17 protein-coding genes are annotated in these 17609 nt (G+C 55.5%); 7 read left to right on the forward strand and 10 right to left on the reverse strand.

From position 1 onward, the window contains the following. On the forward strand, positions 1–352 hold a 352-nt coding region (locus DC3_RS26640), incomplete at its 5' end, for a transposase (RefSeq protein ID WP_146891045.1). Next, positions 340–723, forward strand: coding sequence for a helix-turn-helix domain-containing protein (locus tag DC3_RS30190; protein ID WP_146891048.1), 384 nt, complete (start codon positions 340–342; stop codon positions 721–723). The genes DC3_RS26640 and DC3_RS30190, both read left to right, overlap by 13 nt. A gap of 109 nt (positions 724–832) precedes the next feature. Here DC3_RS30190 and DC3_RS26650 read toward each other — a convergent pair whose 3' ends face one another. The 9 genes from DC3_RS26650 to DC3_RS26690 all read right to left on the reverse strand — a co-directional run bounded on the left by DC3_RS26650 (position 833) and on the right by DC3_RS26690 (position 11885). After that, positions 833–2983 (reverse strand): hypothetical protein, encoded by a 2151-nt coding sequence (locus DC3_RS26650; RefSeq protein ID WP_146891051.1) that lies wholly within the window; start codon positions 2981–2983, stop codon positions 833–835. A 4-nt stretch (positions 2984–2987) separates the two neighbouring features. Beyond that, positions 2988–3584 (reverse strand): hypothetical protein, encoded by a 597-nt coding sequence (locus tag DC3_RS26655; protein WP_146891054.1) that lies wholly within the window; start codon positions 3582–3584, stop codon positions 2988–2990. After that, positions 3581–4282, reverse strand: a complete 702-nt coding sequence (locus DC3_RS26660; protein WP_146891058.1) for a redox-sensing transcriptional repressor Rex — start codon at positions 4280–4282, stop codon at positions 3581–3583. Before DC3_RS26660 ends, DC3_RS26655 begins: the two co-directional genes overlap by 4 nt. Positions 4283–4286: 4 nt before the next feature. After that, entirely contained in the window at positions 4287–5360 is a 1074-nt protein-coding gene (locus DC3_RS26665) for an SPOR domain-containing protein (RefSeq protein ID WP_146891061.1), read from the reverse strand. After that, positions 5357–6877 carry a tetratricopeptide repeat protein gene (locus tag DC3_RS26670; RefSeq protein WP_146891064.1) on the reverse strand — a complete coding sequence of 507 codons (1521 nt, stop codon included), beginning with the start codon at positions 6875–6877 and terminating at the stop codon, positions 5357–5359. The genes DC3_RS26665 and DC3_RS26670 overlap by 4 nt, the downstream gene beginning before the upstream one ends. Before the next feature lie 84 nt (positions 6878–6961). Beyond that, positions 6962–7990 (reverse strand): dual-specificity RNA methyltransferase RlmN, encoded by a 1029-nt coding sequence (rlmN, locus tag DC3_RS26675; protein ID WP_146891067.1) that lies wholly within the window; start codon positions 7988–7990, stop codon positions 6962–6964. A gap of 190 nt (positions 7991–8180) precedes the next feature. Then, the gene (locus DC3_RS26680; protein ID WP_146891070.1) at positions 8181–10463 is read right to left on the reverse strand and encodes an endonuclease MutS2; all 2283 of its coding nucleotides are present in this window, start codon (positions 10461–10463) and stop codon (positions 8181–8183) included. 18 nt (positions 10464–10481) lie between these two features. Further along, entirely contained in the window at positions 10482–11087 is a 606-nt protein-coding gene (locus DC3_RS26685; RefSeq protein WP_186816289.1) for a DedA family protein, read from the reverse strand. Between the two features lie 90 nt (positions 11088–11177). After that, the gene (locus DC3_RS26690) at positions 11178–11885 is read right to left on the reverse strand and encodes a phosphatidylserine decarboxylase (RefSeq protein WP_146891076.1); all 708 of its coding nucleotides are present in this window, start codon (positions 11883–11885) and stop codon (positions 11178–11180) included. Positions 11886–12032: 147 nt separating this feature from the next. On the opposite strand from DC3_RS26690, the gene DC3_RS26695 reads away from it, so the two are divergent. After that, complete coding sequence (locus tag DC3_RS26695) at positions 12033–12719, forward strand: endonuclease V (RefSeq protein WP_146891079.1); 687 nt, start codon at positions 12033–12035, stop codon at positions 12717–12719. A gap of 9 nt (positions 12720–12728) precedes the next feature. Here DC3_RS26695 and DC3_RS26700 read toward each other — a convergent pair whose 3' ends face one another. Beyond that, positions 12729–13733 (reverse strand): glutamate--cysteine ligase family protein, encoded by a 1005-nt coding sequence (locus tag DC3_RS26700; protein WP_146891082.1) that lies wholly within the window; start codon positions 13731–13733, stop codon positions 12729–12731. Positions 13734–13848: 115 nt separating this feature from the next. On the opposite strand from DC3_RS26700, the gene DC3_RS26705 reads away from it, so the two are divergent. The 4 genes from DC3_RS26705 (at position 13849) to DC3_RS26720 (ending at position 17559) form a co-directional block, all read left to right on the forward strand. Beyond that, complete coding sequence (locus tag DC3_RS26705) at positions 13849–14862, forward strand: PIG-L deacetylase family protein (protein ID WP_186816290.1); 1014 nt, start codon at positions 13849–13851, stop codon at positions 14860–14862. Further along, positions 14843–15493, forward strand: a complete 651-nt coding sequence (gene mnmC2, locus DC3_RS26710; RefSeq protein WP_246130827.1) for a tRNA (5-methylaminomethyl-2-thiouridine)(34)-methyltransferase MnmC2 — start codon at positions 14843–14845, stop codon at positions 15491–15493. The genes DC3_RS26705 and mnmC2 overlap by 20 nt, the downstream gene beginning before the upstream one ends. Then, positions 15490–16449, forward strand: coding sequence for an NAD(P)/FAD-dependent oxidoreductase (locus tag DC3_RS26715; protein ID WP_146891091.1), 960 nt, complete (start codon positions 15490–15492; stop codon positions 16447–16449). Before mnmC2 ends, DC3_RS26715 begins: the two co-directional genes overlap by 4 nt. Positions 16450–16560: 111 nt before the next feature. Further along, positions 16561–17559 (forward strand): isocitrate/isopropylmalate dehydrogenase family protein, encoded by a 999-nt coding sequence (locus DC3_RS26720; RefSeq protein WP_146891094.1) that lies wholly within the window; start codon positions 16561–16563, stop codon positions 17557–17559. The last annotated feature ends 50 nt before the right edge of the window (positions 17560–17609 follow it).

Raw genomic sequence — 17609 nt, forward strand, 5'->3', positions numbered from 1 at the left:
AGAGGTTTTCCCTCGAATGCAGCACGTGTGGGCGGATCGAGGCTATACGGGCGATCTGATCAAGAACATCAAAAACACACTGGGTTGGACCATCGAGATTGTGAAACATCCCTGGACTGGCGTCAAACACATCTGGCTGCCTCAAGGTCAGGAACCCCCCCCACCTATCGAGGTTCCTGAGGGTTTTGTGGTGCTGAAACGCCGCTGGGTGGTGGAAAGAACCTTCGCCTGGCTGGGCAGATCCAGACGCATGGCCAAAGATTACGAACGACTTCCCGTCACCTCGGAAAATCTGGTCTTTGAGGTGATGATTCGCCTGATGCTCAAAAGGTTAGCTCAATGCGGCCTCTAACCCGATCTGCTCGCGAAGAGCGTAGGCTTCACTTCGCGGTTGCACAACAGCAGCAATCCCGCACTGTTGCTCAGTGGGCCAGTGCATATCAGGTTTCGATTTCTGCCATCTCCCAGTGGAAAGCTACATTGAAGGTTTCTGGGATCGATGGCTTGAAGGCCAGAACACCCTCAGGACGTCCCAGAAGATTGACTCCAGATCAGGAACAATGTGTTCAGCAGTGGCTTCAAGGGGTCGACTCTCCTTTACAAGCACCCTGGTCTCTCCGAGACGTCAGAGAGCTCATTGGGGAGCATTTTGGTGTGTGGTACCACCTGCATCATGTTCGCAAGCTGTTGATCCGCTGGGGATGGCACTGTCACGTCCAATAAAAGCTCTGGATTCTGTGTTTTAGACGGCAAAGAAGACTTTCAAAACACCCTTTAGACCTCATAAGTCAAAGTGCGCCTCTTGAAGAGGCGCACTTTGACTTATGAGGTCTTATTCGAAGATGGCTACGCCAACAGAAGGGCCAGGGAACGTTTGAAGCTGTCCAGTGATCAGGTCCTGGGCAAAGATGGTCACCTGGAACTGACCAGCCCTGGAGAAGAACACGGTGAAGGCTGGAGCATCTCCAGTGACATCATAGAAAATCTGTTGCTCTGAAGCCGAACCAACAGGGTCCACCACTGAAGCCACCAGCATGGTGGGATTGGAGAATTTTACCGGAGTGCAAGGGGTGGTCGGAGATGGGACTGCGCTGCCATTGTAGTATTCCACGCGGGTCACAGTACCAGGGTTGGTGCACAGTCTCCATGTGGCAGAATGCTTATCAGGCTTGCCTTTTGCATAGGTGGCATTCACCAGGGTCACCAGGGTATTTGCATTCACAACAGCCAGATTCGGTGCTTTGCGGTCCACTTTGATGGCCACTTCTTGCACATTGCCGTTGCCCTGGTCATCTTCAGAAATGGTCTGAAGGGTGTACTCACCGTTTTCCACATATTCACTTCCATCAAGAATGACGGTTGAGATGGCGTGGTAGAAGGTACCTGTTTCCAGGGGCAGGTTGTAAAGGTACTTGGTGATTTTGGCACCACCAGCAGGTGCTTTGCTGACCAGACGCACATCAACTCTGAATTTCACATCATCGAGTTTGTTTTCATCGGTCACCTGCAAGAAGATTCCACCAGTTCTGTTCAACACAGCAGTGGGAACTGCAGAGCTGGGATCATTGCGTGAGGGAATCAGAATGTTGGCAGCAGGGGGTTTAAGGTTGCTGATGGACACACCTGTGGTCAACTGATCACTGATGGTGAAAGTGGGATCGGTCTGAGCCGGAATGCCATCATCCACCTGAATGCTGGCATAAGCGCGAACATCATAATTGTCTGAACCTGTCAGTCTGGGCCAATCCACAGCTTCCGTGATGTAAATGCCATCTGAATTGTTTCTCAGGGCAGCTTTGTCTATGGTAAGGGTCTTGATCACCTGTCCGCCGAAACCAATGATCTCGACTGTGATCCCACTCAGGAAGTTGAAATTTGAGCCTTTCTTGACCACAGAAATCTCAACAGGGGTTCGACCACCCAGTTTTGCCCCAGGTTGAGGAGCGGAAATCTTGAACAGGGGCAAACTCAGGTTGGAAGTCACATTGATGGTGACGGTGTTGGAGGTGGCAGATTTCCCCTGGATGGTTTCTGCAGAAACAGTCACCTGGTGGGTTCCCACAGAAATCAGATTGGTGTCCAGAACAAAAGTACTTTCCTGGTCACTGGGCGGATTTACCGTGGTCTTGTAGAGCTGACCATCGATCAACAAACGGGCAATCTTGACAGGATCCTCACTGGTCACCAGGAAAGGAATGGTGATGCTACCAGTCTTGTCCCCACTTGCGAGCAACAGACGCACAACAGGAGGTGTGGGTTCTGTTGGTCCACCTGTGTTGTTGATGTTCAGTCCGATCACCTTGCTGGTGCTCAGGCCTGCATTGTTCAACACACGGACTTCAAAATATTTGACGCCATCGGTCATTTTGGTGGTGTCGATCTGGGTGGAGTATTCGGTGTTGTTGCGGGTGATTTCGGTGATTTCGGTGTCGGTGGTGCCGCGCTGGAAGAACTTCACACTGCGGATGCCAGACTCAGCGTCTGTGACAGCCACTTTCAGGTCCACCAGACCACTCACTTTGGGAATGGTGCCATTTGACGCATCTGCAGGGGTCACCACTGCAACAGAGGCAGGGGTCAGGTCCACCTTCACGGGAAGGTTCACCGTGGTGTCAGATCCCTTGATGTTGGTGGCCGTGATGCTCAGGGTCTTGGAGCCAGCGGTGAGGTTGGACACCCGAAACACATTGGAGGCTTTGGGGTTGTCAATGACCCCCGACTGACCATCCAGGCTGTAAGTGAGGCTGTCCAGTCCAACATTGGAAGTGACCTTAACGAAAACATCCGCATCCCCAGAGATCCAAATGTCAGTGCTTCTACGAAGCAGTTGGTTTCCGTTGACAGTTACACTGGTGATGTTGGGGTCTTTCACCGTTGGGGTGGTGCCTGGATTGATGCTGCCGTTGTCCACGCTGATGGATCCACATGCCGCCAGCACAAGGCTGATCAATCCAGCTGAGAGCAATTGCATGATGGGCTTCATTTCATTAACCTCCCGTCACCGTATAACTGAAACCAGGCTGAAAGTCGAAGGTCGCAGTTACATTTTTGGTGGTCTGGTCAGCAAGGGAAATTCCGGTGAATGTGAATCTCACTTTAAGTTTGGGGCAGACGGGGTCATCCACGCCTCGGTTGGGATCAAGATAATTGGAAAGGCACAGGTTGACATAGTGCTGCTGGACTTCATCAGGGAACAGAGGGTCCTGAGGCAAAGCTGCTGTGGTGGTTTTTACCTGACCTGCACCTGTTCCACTCAGAGGAGGAGCTTCCACCGAAACTGCAAGCGTGTGTTCAATGGTTGCAAGTTGGGTCAGTGATTCGTCAAAGGTTTCAATCTTGTACCGCTGCACCTGGAACCCTGCTGATCCGGGGAAAGCAGCAAACTTGACCGTACCACTGTTGCGGGTCACAGTCACACCCGTGACCCCAGTAGTGGTGTTTTTGGTGTAATCCACAGACATTCTCAGGCCTTCCACAGAAGGAGTGACTGCAACTGGCACCATGCCCTGCACAACGCTGCCATTGCAGGAAACCACTGTTCCCAGCACCAAAGAGCCCATTAATAATTTCTTCCACATGTTCATCCAACCTCCTCCAGTTCTCTTAAGCCAGGGTTCAGGATGTAAAACGCCAGGCGTTTCATTCCTGCCAGAAAATCGATGTTCTCCACGATGACTCCCTCCCACTCCTCTTCTTTTTCGGGTTCGACCCCCGGGCGCTCCAGCATCTTGGGCTGAATCACCACAGGGGCGAAGTTGAGGATTCCTTTCACTCCAGCTTCCACCAGGATCTGGGCCACATCCTGCGCGCGGTCTGCAGGAACAGCAATAAAACCCATGTCCACCTGATGAGAGCGCACGAAATCCTTCAGGTGATCCGGGTGCATCACCTCCAGGTTCCGAATTTGCATCCCCACCTTGCTGGGGTCGGGGTCAAAGAGACCCACAAAACTGAATTCATAGTCACTGGCCCCCGGGTAGTGCGCAATGGCCTGCCCGAGTCTTCCCATGCCCATGATCACCACATTCCAGGGCCGGGTGAGGCCCAGGATGCGTCTCAGTTCACGCTTGAGGACAGCCACGGTGTATCCCATGCCACGGGTTCCGAAGCGTCCAAAGTAAGCCAAATCCTTGCGAACCTGAAAAGCACTGACCTGTGCCCTTTCGGCCAGATCGTTGCTGCTGGTCCGGTTGATGCCCTGAGATTCCAGTTTTTCCAGGATTCTCAGGTAGGTGACCAGCCTTGAAATGGCGGCACTGGGGATGTTCAAAGACTGCGACATGGTTTCACCGAATCTGGAAGGCGTCCGTGTAGCCCGCCTCTTTGAGTTTGGCCTGTGCCGAGGGCACATCTCCGGCTGCGAAGGGTCCGACCACCACGCGCACCATGCCATTGGCATCGGTTCTCAGGCTGGGACTGAATCCCAGAGAACGCAGCTGGTCAATGGCTGGCACTGCACTGTCTGCCCGTTTGTAGGCACCGACTTGCAGGTACATTGGGCCTGTGGGTGCAGAGGAGGCCGTTGTCCCTGAAGAAGTGGGACTGCTTGAAGTTCCAGCGGTGGCTGCTCCTTCACCTGATGCATTCACAGTCGGATTCTGAGGTGCGTAGACAAACAGGTTCTGGTGCACCGTTTGAATCTGAGAGACAGCCGTGTCTGCATCATTGCGGTTCACGAATGGACCAATCAGCACCACATAGTTGTCATCTTTGCTGGGGAAAACGTAGGTGGGATAACCCAGAGCTTTGATTTTCTCAGCAATGGTGCCCGCCTGCGCCTCTGTCTGATACAGACCTGCGCTGATGCGGAAGTCCTGTTTCGTGGGGGTGCGTCCTGTGATGGCTCTGGCGGCAGGCTGTGGTGTTGGTGCAGGCTGCTCGGGCTGCACATTGGATGGAGTGGGCGTCGGTTGAGAAGTTGCACCTGACTGCTCGGTCGTTGACTGAACTGTTGAGGGAGTCTCTGTGGTTTCTACTGAGGGAGTGCTGCTTTCTGCAGGAATCACCGGAACACTCTGGGTTTCCTGAGCATTGCTGATTTCTGGCGCTGTCTCAGATCCAGAAGCGCTGGCAGAAGGAGCAGGCTGGGTTTCTTCAGGAGCCAGTGTCCCGGTCTGGGTCTGGTTCTCAGGCTGGGTTTCCTCCTGGGTCTGTGCTTCCTGAGCAACCACAGGCGCAGGATTGAGGGGAATTTCTTCCACCTGGGGGGTTTCCTGCTGGGATTGTACGGGTGCCTGGGTGGCAGAAAGGTTGAACAGTTTCCTGGTCCCTCCGAAAAGGATCAGGACCGCTCCTGCCAGAATCAGCACGATAAAAAAGAGGATGATCACGTCTGGCCAGTGTTTACGGAACCAAGTCATTTACCGCCCAATGCTCCTTTTGCTTTGGAGTACCCCAGAGTCAGTGCCCGCTGGAAAGCCAGACGCGCACCAGCTTCGTCGCCCCGGCCACGCAGGGCAATCCCGTAGTTGTACCAGCCTTCTGCATTTCGGGCATTCTGGGCCACAAGGGCAGCCAGCACCCGTTCTGCATTGTCATATTGCTTGAGGGCCAGGTAGGCAGCACCAAGATTCAGGGCCACCGTCTGGTTCTGGGCATCCCGCTCAAGAGCACCTGCCAGAAGGTTCGCAGCAGTGGCATAGCTGCGCTGATTGTAGGCACTGAGACCTCCCCAGTTCAGGGCTTCAGCAGTAGGCGCAGACATGCTCTGGGTGAGCTTCACTGCATCACTGTATTTTTTGGCTTTGTATGCATTGCGCACAGCAATGGTCTGTGCAGCCGCAACCAGGTTGGGGTCTTTGGCCAGCTTGCTTGCACTGATGGCTGCATTGTAGGCCGCCTGGTATTGTTGCCGGGCCTCTTGCGACTGGGCAAGGCCCAGGTAGGCCACATCGGTGGGATTGTCTTTCACCAGTTGCTGGAAACCTTGCAATGCCTCTGCATATTTGCGGGAGGCAAGCAACAGGCGTGCATGGTCATACCTGACCGGACTGCGGGAATCCAGGGTCAACACTTCCGCATAGGTGGTGATGGCATCCTGCACACTGCTGTTTTCCAGCAATTGGCCCTTGCGGGTCAGCAACCTGACCCTGGAAGCATTGTCTTTTGCAGCTGCAATGCCTTTGTCCAGCTCACGCAGGGCACGGTCCGTCAGGCCCTGATTGACGTAGTTTTCAACGACCACCAGTGTTGCCTCTGACAGAGCTGGGTTCTTGGCCAGCAACTGATAAGCATAGCTCAGAGAAATGGTGGAGGCCAGAGGGTCCGGGCTGGTTTTGCTTGCAGCAAGGGCTTCCTGAGCAACAGCCAGCATCAGGGATTCACTTTGCGGGTTGAGCTTCAGGGCTTCTTCATAAGCAGCCTGGGCTTCTTTGTGCTGACCTGCAAGCACCAGCAACTGGGCCATCTGGGTGTAAGCCAGGGTCAGTTCTTCCGCACTGGCCTCGTTGCCCTTGCCCACTTCAATGGCTTTCTGGTAAGTGGTGATGGCTTCTGCATTCTTGCCCTGTCTGGTCAAGACCGCAGCCAGGTTGTAATACCCCTGCAACAGGTTGGGATTGAGGGCGGTCAATTGTTCAAACTCAAACTGCGCACCGCTGAGATTGTTCAGCTGAAAGAGTGCCACCCCGAGTCCGAAGTGGGCCTCGTAGCTGCGGTAATCCCTGCGGATGGCGTCTTCAAATGCTTTCACGGCGTCAGAGGTGCGGCCTGCATTCAAGTATGCCTGTCCGAGCAGAACTGAATTTTCAAGGCTGGGGTTTTGTGTGAACTGGGTTTCAAGCACTGTCAAATCCGTGCTCTGGGCACTCGACAGTTGCAAACCAAGTACAGGGACAGTCAGTAGTGCAGTCAACAGGACGCGCCTAAGGTTTCTCATTGTATACTGCTACCCTCCTAGAGTATTCCGTGCTTTAGTGCGGCTTTGCACTATCCTATCATGACTTCACAATCTTTACATATTTCATACAGAAGAGCTTAATGAAGGTTTTTTCAATGCCAGCTGACCGCATGCTGCACCCGCATCACGCCCTCTTGAACGCCGGACACTCACAGGAATGCCTCGCTCTTCAAGACGGTCATAAAAGGCCTGAATCTGGACTTCAGGGGTTTCTTCAAACCCACTGCCATCCCAGGGGTTCATGGGAATCAAATTGACGTGACTGATCATGCCCTTTAAAAGGTCTGCCAGCAGATCCGCCTGCCAGAGGTGGTCATTGACCCCACGCAGCATGGCATATTCCATGGTGATGCGCCGCCCGGTCTTGGCCTGATAATCGCGGGCAGCATCCATGATTTCTGGGATGCTGTTGGCCTGTCCTGTGGGAATGATGCGCTGGCGGGTTTCTTCATCTGGTGCATGCAGGCTGATGGCCAGTTTCAGCTCAATGTCTTCCGTGGCCAGTTTGCGGATGCCTTTTGCCAGGCCCACTGTGCTGAGGGTCACCCTGCGCTGGCTCATGTTGAGGGCCTCAGGACTGAGCATGATGCGGGCAGCGTTCATGGTGTTGTCGTAATTGAGCAGGGGCTCCCCCATCCCCATAAACACCAGATTGCGGATCTCTTTGGGAGGAATTCCCTGATCACGGGCAGCGTAGAGAATCTGTCCGATGATCTCTCCGGGCGTCAGGTTACGCCCAAAGCCCAGAGCACCAGTGGCACAGAAAGCACACTTGGCTGGACACCCCACCATCGTCGACACACAGATGGTCTTGCGGTCCTCGTAGGGCATGAAAACCGCTTCCATCTGGCGGCCATCCCTGAGGGTGAACAGGTATTTGACACTCCCATCGGTGGAGGGAAAAGTGTCCACCTGGGTGAAAGGGCTCAGTTCGTAGTGTTCCTGCAGTTCAGCACGCAGCTTGAGTGGCAGGTTGGTCATGCTGTCAAAATCCGGGGCGGCCTGCTCAAAAACCCAGGACAGCAATTGTTTCTTGCGATAACCCTCCAGCGGATACTGGTCGGGCTGTAAATCCAGCAGTAGAACCTTCACCCAAGTATTTTAGGTCACCTGCATGCTTTATTACAATTCAAAATGAGAGACTGCTCAAGACAGCAGGGTTTGTGGCCAACAACAATGAAGAAGCTTAACAGACCATACGGCAAGCAGTTTTTTCTGGACATCGTACAGCGCAATGAAAACAGGTGGGATTGCCCACCTGTCTGGTTCTGACCTTCTCTGTTTACTTGGTTCTGATGTTGACGATGGTCACCCCGTGCCCACCATTGTAGGGTTCTGCATCGTGGTAGGACTCCACCGTTTTTTCATTCTTGAGGAAGTCGCGGATCATGCGGCGCAGCACACCCTGGCCTTTGCCGTGCACCACCCTGAGGGGGGTTTCTTTGAGGGCGTAGGCCTCCGCAACATACGAGCGAAGTTCTTCAATGGCCTCTTCCCCACTCTTGCCCCTGAGGTTGATTTCCTTGTTGAATCGGGAGTATCCCGCAGACATGAGAGAGGTGACCTTCTGCTTTTCCTGTTGCTTCAGGCGAACATCACGACGGCGCACGGTGATCTTGAGGACCCCGAGTTGCACCACCAGTTCATCTCCGCGAACTTCCAGAACCTGTCCAGAAGCACCATAAGCAGGCACATCCACGATGCTGCCAGGGCGGACTTGCTCCAGAGCGGGCTCCACTTTGGCTTGTGGGCGTTCAGCCATGCTGGCCCGGCGCAGCTCTTTGAGTTCCTCCAGCACCTTTGGCCTCGAAACGTCATCCTGCGCCTTGGAGCGCAGTTTGCGTACAGTCTCGATGGCATCCCGGTAGATCTGGTCGGCCTGTTCTCTGGCTTTGAGGAGCAGTTCGTCGCGCTCTTCATGGATGCGGTCCCGGTCAAAGGCCAGCTGGTTGCGGATCAGGTTGGCTTCCTGCCGCAGGCTGTCGAGCTGTTCACGCTGGCTGCGGATGGTTTCCCGCTCTGCTTCCAGGTTCTCAAGGAGTTTCTCGACTTTGTTGCCTTCTGGCCCCAGAATCTCCGTGGCCTGTCCAAGCACCGTTTCGGGAATGCCCATGCGTCTGGCAATCGCCAGTGCGTAAGAACGTCCGGGCTGACCCACCTGCAGTCTGTAGGTCGGTCCCAGGCTCTCAAGGCTGAAACCCATGCTGGCGTTCTGCAGTCCAGTTGTTTCCATGGCGTAGAGCTTGAGGGGCGCAAGGTGACTGGTGATGATTCCGCGGGTTTCTTTTCTCAGAAGTTCACCGATCAGCGCCTGGGCCAGGGCTGCACCCTCTGTGGGGTCGGTTCCGGAGCCCAGCTCGTCCACCAGAATCAGGGTGTTGGGTCCAGCATGGTCCAGCACGTATTTCAGGTGCTTGAGGTGGGAGGCAAAGGTGGAGAGGCTCTCCTGGATGCTCTGCTCATCACCGATGTCCACCAGGATGCCGTCCACAACAGGCAGTTTGGCAATTCTGGCAGGCACGTACATCCCGCACTGGTGCATCAAAACAATGAGTCCCAACGTCTTGAGGGTTGCGGTTTTTCCCCCCATGTTGGGACCCGTGATGAGCAGAATGCGTGTGTTGTGATCCAGATGCAGATCGTTGGCGACAGGTTTCTCGATGAGGGGGTGTCTGGCCTGTTCCAGATGGTAAACGCCTGCATCAGAATGCTGAGGTCGGGACAGTTCCCAGTCACGGGCCAGTCGGGCTTTTGCCGCAATCAGGTCCAGTTCTCCGAGGGCCCACATGGTCATGTCCAGGCCCTCTTCCAGGGCAACCTGACCGGAGAGCTCCATCAGAATCCGCCTGACTTCTTGATCTTCTTCAATCAGCAGGCGGGCAAGTTCGTTGTTGAGGGGAACCACGGAACCGGGCTCCACAAAGTAGGTCTGTCCGGAGGCAGAAGCGTCGATGATGATGCCCTGCACCTGATTCACGTAACTCGCCTTGATGGGCACCACGAAGCGGTCCCGGCGGATGGTGATCAGGTTCTCCTGCAGCATGTCTCCCCAGCGTTCCAGCACATCCTGCATTTTCTGGCGGATTTCGTTGCGCAGAGGATTCAGGCGGCGGCGGATCTGGCGGAGTTTGGGACTGGCATCATCACGGACAGAGCCGTCCCGATCGAGTTTCTCCAGTGCACTGCGCACCAGGTTCAGGTGGGAGCCGATGCTGCTGGCCACATCCAGCAGCGGTCCCCTGGAATTCATGGCGATGGCACGCTTGAGGGTCAGGGCAGCATCGAGGGTGTAGGCCACCTCGAGGATTTCCTTGCCGTCCAACTGTTTGCCCTCTCTGGAGCGGTGCACACCCGGGCGGATGTCCTGGATGCCTCCCAGATTCAGGCTGACCGAAAAGAGGGCATCTTCCACACAATCCAATTGGTACCGGATGAAGTCCGCATCCGTTGACGGTGTCAGGCTGTCTGCCCTTTCCACGCCCAGGCTGCTTGCGCAGCAATCCGCCAACGCAGAGCGGATTCTTGAAAAGTCCAGGGTTTGAAGGGTATGCGGGTCGAATAACACGCATACGAGTATATAATCTCAGGGCCCATTAGAGGGTGCATCGTTTGGCCTACGCTTGCGGATCACCATCCATACGCCAAGAACACCAACCAGAATCCCGAACAGAACAATGTAAATCTTATACTTGTCCCACCATTCCAGGACGAGGCTGCCAAAGTACCAGCAGGCCAGTTGCCAGATGGCGACCCACGACAGGGCACCGATGAAACTCCAGAAGGCATACTTCCAGAAGGGCATGCCCACTGCACCTGCATAGAGAATGGTTGGGGTGCGAATGAGGCCCATCCAGCGGCTGAAAAGAACCACACCCACCCCCCAGCGGTTGAACATGGAGCGCACCTCTTCGATGCCCAGAGACTCCCTGGCTTTTTTGGGAAGATATCTGGAAATGCGGTCTCCAAGCAGGTAACCCACCAGGTTGCCCATCCAGTTGCCGATGGTGCCCCAGGCGATGGCTTCAAAGAGGGTGGTCTTCCCCTGGTGAATGAAGATGCCCTCCACAATCCAGAGCACTTCAAAAGGAAGCCCTGGTGTGCCTATGCCCTCGATCAGGAGAAGCAGAAAGAGCAGCAAATGAACCACAATGGGAGGTAAATTGAGCAACCAGTCCTGAAATTGTTCCACGTCTATCCTTTTACGCACTCACCATAGCAGAGGTTCCCACAAAAAAAGAGACGGGGATGACCCTCGCCTCTTTCTGAACCAGGTTCAATTTTATTTCTTCTTCAGGCGGGCCAGAGGGGTGAGGGCACCGTACACCTGATCGCCCACTTTGGCGAGGAACTCAAAATCCTCTCCAAAGAGCACCAGATCCACCTGGGAACCCCGTTCGATGAAAGAGACCTTCTGACCTGCACGGGTTCTCTCGCCTTCTGAGACGTAGGTGCTGATCTTGTTGACGAACTTGTCGGCAATCTCCACCATGGCGAGGCTCACACGTTCGTTGTGCATGAAGATGGTCTGGCGCTCGTTTTCCAGCTCATAGCGTTTGGCAAACAGGTCCACGGCCTTGCGCAGGTAGGTGAGCTGGATGTACTCCCAAAGGTCCACCATGGGCAGGTTCAGGTTGGTCTGGGTGTGCACGATGCGGTCCACAGAACCCGAAATGGGGGCATAGTTGAAGTGCACGTCCAGTGGGCTCATGTAAACGCCAATCAACCAGCCGGTTCCATCAGGGATGTCGGTCTTGGTGATCTCGGTGACGTCAATTTTCTGACCGAGTTTCTCGCTGTACACCTTGCCGTCTTCGATACGGCGGATGTAGACCACCTGTCCATCACAGGGAGAGAGGATCAGGTCAGGGTCATTGGGAGAGACACGGATCGGGTCACGGTAAAACCAGATTTTCTGCAGGAACAGCACCACCAGGCCCCAGATGGCGGCCACAGGAATCAGGATTTTGAGGATGCGTTTGAGTTTCATACCCAACCATTGTAACCGCACATCCCTGAGAAATCAGCGGGAAAGATCGGCAGTCAGGGGTTCCCCAGGCCCAGGAGAAAGACCCTGGTGACCCTTCCATCTCAGGGCACAAGCTTTTACTCTGGGACCATTGAAAGCAGGTTTGACATGACCCCACAGGAAATGGAACAGGAACAGATCAGGCTGGCACCACAGGTGATTGTTCCAGATGCAGGACAGGGCTATTTTGCTCAGGAAGACGATGTGGTCTTTGCTCTGGACATCCATTATGCAGAGAACACCGCCCATGTGGGCCTCCATGCCCAGACCTTCCACGGAAACACGCTGGGAAGATTTGTGGCCCGGTTTGAAACCGAAGTGGAGTATCTGCCTGGGTTTTTTGCTTTCCGGGAGGCCCCTCCCCTGCTCCAGATGATTGAGCAGGTCTGGGCAACAGGTTTAACTCCGCAACTGCTACTGGTGGATGGACATGGAGTTGCCCACCCCAGGCGGTTTGGAGTGGCCTGTCTGGTGGGCCTGAAAACAGGACTGCCCACCATAGGTTGCGCAAAGGAAACCCTTTTGCGGTATCAGGGTGACTTGCCAGATGCCAGGGGCAGCACCTTGCCTGTGCTGCTTGATGGTGATGGGGTGGGAACGGTCCTGAGAACCCAGACCGGCATCCGGCCTGTCTTTGTCAGCGTGGGCCACCTGATCAGCCTGCAGGAAAGCGAAAGGGTGATTCTCGAGCTTTCAGGCAAGTACCGGGTCTGTGATCCCCTCAGGCATGCAGACCAGCTTGCAAGGGCACATGCCAGACATGAAAAAATCCCAGATGCCACTGTGTTTTCTTGAACGTCTGGTTTATTTTTCTCTGGAGGTTTTGAGGTTCTCCTTGATGCCTTTATAGGCAATGTAGGGAAAACGGGGCAGGTAGTAGGTCAGCCAGCCTTCCAGACTCAGGTGATGGGCAGGAGGATGATCTGTCGTGCTGGACGGCTGCCACGTCCCGGTCCGATAACCTGAGTCCAGGTGTCTGAGGGCATGCTGGTAGTCTTGCTGGGCGGTGAGCTCAATCAGGTCATCGCTGATGGTGCGCTCCACCCATTTCAGGTCAAACCCCACGGTGTCATGGAGTTCTCTGGCCCGTTGCAGCATTTCTGGGGTCAGACCCTGGGTCGTCCACTGGGACCTCAGGCGGTTGTAATCCTCCTGGCGGTAAGGCAGAGCGTCTTGCAGTTCTGCCACCCGGACAAGGGCCCTGATGATGGCCTCCAGTCTTTCCAGATCCCACACCGGATCGAACACCCGCACCTCAATGGTTCCGAGCCTGCGGGTGATGATCAGGTCCTGAAAGCGTTTGTAAGGATCACTGGTGATCCCTCCCAGGGCATAAGACCCATGCATGCGGTAACTGGGACCAAACACCTCTGTTCCGCGAAAGGGGCTGGAAGCTGTTGCAAGGGCGAGCACAGGTAGAAAATAAGCCACATTCTGGTAGATGCGCTCACGATCCTGCACTGGAACACCCAGGTGGATGTGCAGGCCAGCGGTGTTGTTGATGTCGTCCCGCTGGAACATGCCCGTTGCGGCAATCAGACCCGTGGGAATCACCGAAGCCACCTGACTGCGCAGCAACCTCAGGGAATGCAATACATTTTCTGCTGAGGTGCACACGGGAGTAGACACTTCCAGGGCACTCATCAGACCCTGCTTTGCCCCTTCACCGCGCGTGAAGTTGCTTGCACTGTGGGTGAAGTAATGGTGGGGATCTTTGCGGAGCAAACGTGCCAGATGGGTCAGTCCAATCATGTGGGGTCTGCCCTGATAGAGCACAAAAAATTCTTCTTCCAGCCCGAGGGTCAACATAACACTCAGGCAAGTATACCCACAGGCAGGTGAAAATGATGCAAAAAGGGCGGATCTTGCTGAACATCCAGGTCTTCATGTGAACTCACATCAAATTTTGCTATAACTCAGAATCGTGAAGAGGTTCCGCCGTTTCAAAATTCGTCTGCAAAGGGACCGCTGGAACCCGCTCAACACCCTGATTTTTCTGGTGATTTTCTCCCTCTTTATTGCGGCAGGAATCAACGGCTGGGGTTTTCTGTTCACCGGAAAATGGGTGGTTGCCGGAGTGGAACATGCGGCAAAACAGCTGCCCGACCATGTCCCTGTGCGCGGTCGGGTGCTGGTGCTGTCCCCTCACCCGGACGACGAAACGCTGGCTGCAGGAGGCCTCATTCAGGATGTGCTGCAACACCACGGTGAGGTGGCTGTGATTTTCCTGACCAACGGAGACGGCTTCCCCTGGGATGCCCGGTACTCCAGCAGGAAACTGATGGTCAATGCCAGCGTGTACCTGAAACTGGGCCGGGTGCGCCAGACGGAAGCCACCCTTGCCACCAATGCCCTGGGGGTGCCTGCCAAGAACGTGTATTTTCTGGGCTTCCCGGACCGTGGGCTGCGCAGTGTGTACCTGACCAATTACCTGATCCCCTACAAGAGCAGGTATACACAGGTGGACCGGGTGCCCTACACCAATGCGTACAAACCGGGCAGTCCCTACACAGGACAGGAACTTGAACGCCAGGTGCTGGAGATTGCCCGCAAGTTCAATCCAGATGTGATTCTGGCCCCCACCCCTCTGGACCAGCATCCAGACCACCAGGCCACCTCCTTCATGTCGAGCCGGGTGCTCAGCGAGCTTCCGAAAGCCCGGATTCTGTATTATCTGGTGCACGGTGGGGTCGAGTGGCCGCTCCCCAAGGGCTACCATCCCAGTCTGCCTCTCAGTCCTCCTGCAGAGACCAGTCAGGGCATTGAGTGGCAGAAGTATCCCCTTTCTCCTGCTCAACAGAAACAGAAATACAAAGCCATGCAGTACTACAAATCCCAGCTTCAGCTTCTGGGCCGCTTCATGCAGGCCTTCAACCGCGAAAATGAGCTGGTGCTTCCTCCCGCAATGGATGTGCACGATGATCGAAAAAACCCCTGATGGCAGCCTGACCGTGTTCAGTGCGAAATACCAGCAGCATTACCATTCCAGCCATGGTGCCCAGACCCAGGCACAGGTGGTGTACCTGCAGGGCTCCCAGACCCACCTGCACCCTTCACCCAGGGTGCTCGAAGTCGGCTTCGGTGTGGCCATGAATTTTCTGACCACACTGCAGGATGCAGTGGCCAGAAATGTACCTCTGCACTATCTTGCATACGAATTTGATCCCATTCCAGTGGAGGTGCTGCGAGAATACACCCACGCTCACCCCATGTTCGAGCATTCCGTCTGGCAGCAGATCTTGCAGGTCTGGGGGCAGAGTTTCCAGGTCACAGAAGGCCAGATCACTGTGGAGGTGCAGGTGGAGGATGTTACCGTGGCAGACTTCCCTTCCGACTGGGCCACTGGTTTTTACCTGGATGGCTTTTCCATTGCTGTGAACCCTGAGGTCTGGACCCCGGAATTCTGCAGGAAAGTGGCCTCCAGCATGCAGGTGGGCGCACATCTGGCCACATACAGCGCTGCTGGAGCGGTCAGGCGCGCCTTGCAGAACGCAGGTCTCCAGGTGACCAAGCATCGGGGATTGACCGGAAAACGGGAATTTGTCACGGCAGAAAAGGTTGCGAAGTGAAACCCCTGATCATCGTTGGAGGAGGCATTGCCGGGAGTGCTCTGGCCTACTTTGCAACCAAGGAAGGTCTGGAGACTGTTCTGGTGGATGCAGGAAAGCATGCCGCAAGTGACGTGCCGAGTGCCCTGATCAATGCTGTGCGCGGACAGAATGGTCATGTGGTGGAAGGAGGGCTTGAGGGAGCCCGTTTCACCTTTGCCCTGCTGGATGAGCTCAGTGCAGCAGGTTTTGAGGTTCCCCACTCCAGAGCAGGCATCTACCGCCCGGTTCCTGATGAAAAGACCTTCCTGAAGTGGATGAAGAACCTTCCTGAGAATTATCCCCATGAGTGGCTGGAACAGGCCCCCGCAGAAGTTCATTTGCAGGAGCACTGGTACAGGGTGCTTTATCTGCCTGTGGGTGGATGGGTCGATGGTCAGGCGTTCTGTGCAGCCCTGCGCATTGCAAGTGGAGCCAGGGTCATCCGGCAGACAGCTGTAAGCATCGTTCCAGACAGGGTGGTCTTGCAGGATCAAACTGCTCTGGAGGGCACAGTGGTATTCTGCGGAGGGAGTTACGGGGCCTCACAGGCAGGTTTTGCAGGCACCCACAGAAGGGGCAGCCTGCTTTTGCTTCAGGACACGCTCTCTCCCCTGCCCGTGAGTTTTGGCATTTATGCCACACCAGCACGCAAAGGAGGTGTTCTCGGGTCCACATTTGAAACGCCTGAAGACCGCTGCAGCCCACAGGGCCTGCCCCTGAAGTCACTGAACTGGCTGCTGGAGAAAGCCCGGCTCACCTTCAGAACCCTGGAACCGAACTTCAGTGGGGTGTGGACCGGTGTGAGGTACTCTGGAGCTACCCTGCCTGAAGGCCTCCTCACCCTCACTGCCCTGGGGTCCAAGGGATTTCTGCTGGGGCCGAAGCTGGCCCGGGATATGGTCCAACAGACACTAATACCGTTACTACACCAGTAAACGATCCAAAAAAAAAGCCCATGTGTCAGACCCCCGGCGTTCCCTATTCAGTGACATGGTGGGGAGTGTACACCGCATTAACATAAGAACGTTTGAGGAGGTACACCATTTATGGCGAAACACCGCATCTGCATCATTGAAGGCGACGGCATCGGACACGAAGTGATCCCTGCAGCCGTTCGCGTGCTCGAGGCCACCGGCCTGGATCTCGAATTTGTCACTGCCCACGCAGGCTATGAATACTTCCTGGACCACGGCACCACCGTTCCGGAAGCCACCCTGGAAGCCGTGGAGAACACCGACGCCACCCTGTTCGGTGCAGCCACCAGCCCCAGCAAGAAAGTGGAAGGCTTCAAAGGGGCCATCCGCTTCATGCGCCGCCACTTCGACCTGTACGCCAACGTCCGTCCCACCAAGACCCGTCCTGTAGATGGTGCATACCAGAACGTGGACCTGATCCTGGTGCGGGAAAACACCGAAGGCCTCTACGTGGAGAAAGAGCGCGTCGAGGGGGACAAAGCCATCGCAGAAGCCCACATCAGCAAGCGGGCCAGTGAGCGCATCGGCAAGTACGCCATTGACCTCGCCATGAAGCGCCGCAAGAAACTGGCTGTGGTCCACAAGGCCAACGTGCTGCCTGTCACCCAGGGCCTGTTCCTGAACACCATCATGGAAGAAGCCAAAAAAGTGGACGGCCTGCAGAGCTGGGACGTGATTGTGGACAACTGCGCCATGCAGCTTGTGCGCAACCCCTCCCAGTACGATGTGCTGGTCGCCACCAACATGTTCGGGGACATCCTCTCTGACCTCGCAGCAGGTCTGGTGGGCGGTCTGGGCATCGCTGCCTCCGGCAACATCGGCGACAAACACGCCATCTTCGAAAGCGTGCACGGCTCCGCTCCCGACATCGCTGGCAAGGGCATCTCCAACCCCACCGCCACCATCCTGAGCGCTGTGATGATGCTGGAGCACCTCGGGGAGTACGAAACTGCTGGCCGCATTTCCAATGCCATCGACAAAGTGCTCACCGAAGGTCCCCGCACCGGAGACCTGGGCGGCACCGCCAACACCCAGCAGTTCACCGACGCTGTGATCAAAGCTCTGGGCTGAACCCAACCTTTCCAGTCCCTCCTGTGCAAACACAGGAGGGGTTTTTCTGT

The organism is Deinococcus cellulosilyticus NBRC 106333 = KACC 11606, from assembly GCF_007990775.1.
Classification (GTDB): Bacteria; Deinococcota; Deinococci; order Deinococcales; family Deinococcaceae; genus Deinococcus_C; species Deinococcus_C cellulosilyticus.

Coding starts and splice junctions, on each gene's coding strand:
- DC3_RS30190 (WP_146891048.1), top strand. CDS start 340: ATGCGGCCTCTAACCCGATCTGCTCGCGAAGAGCGTAGGCTTCACTTC.
- DC3_RS26650 (WP_146891051.1), bottom strand. CDS start 2,983: ATGAAGCCCATCATGCAATTGCTCTCAGCTGGATTGATCAGCCTTGTG.
- DC3_RS26655 (WP_146891054.1), bottom strand. CDS start 3,584: ATGAACATGTGGAAGAAATTATTAATGGGCTCTTTGGTGCTGGGAACA.
- DC3_RS26660 (WP_146891058.1), bottom strand. CDS start 4,282: ATGTCGCAGTCTTTGAACATCCCCAGTGCCGCCATTTCAAGGCTGGTC.
- DC3_RS26665 (WP_146891061.1), bottom strand. CDS start 5,360: ATGACTTGGTTCCGTAAACACTGGCCAGACGTGATCATCCTCTTTTTT.
- DC3_RS26670 (WP_146891064.1), bottom strand. CDS start 6,877: ATGAGAAACCTTAGGCGCGTCCTGTTGACTGCACTACTGACTGTCCCT.
- DC3_RS26690 (WP_146891076.1), bottom strand. CDS start 11,885: ATGAAACTCAAACGCATCCTCAAAATCCTGATTCCTGTGGCCGCCATC.
- DC3_RS26695 (WP_146891079.1), top strand. CDS start 12,033: ATGACCCCACAGGAAATGGAACAGGAACAGATCAGGCTGGCACCACAG.
- DC3_RS26700 (WP_146891082.1), bottom strand. CDS start 13,733: ATGTTGACCCTCGGGCTGGAAGAAGAATTTTTTGTGCTCTATCAGGGC.
- mnmC2 (WP_246130827.1), top strand. CDS start 14,843: ATGATCGAAAAAACCCCTGATGGCAGCCTGACCGTGTTCAGTGCGAAA.
- DC3_RS26720 (WP_146891094.1), top strand. CDS start 16,561: ATGGCGAAACACCGCATCTGCATCATTGAAGGCGACGGCATCGGACAC.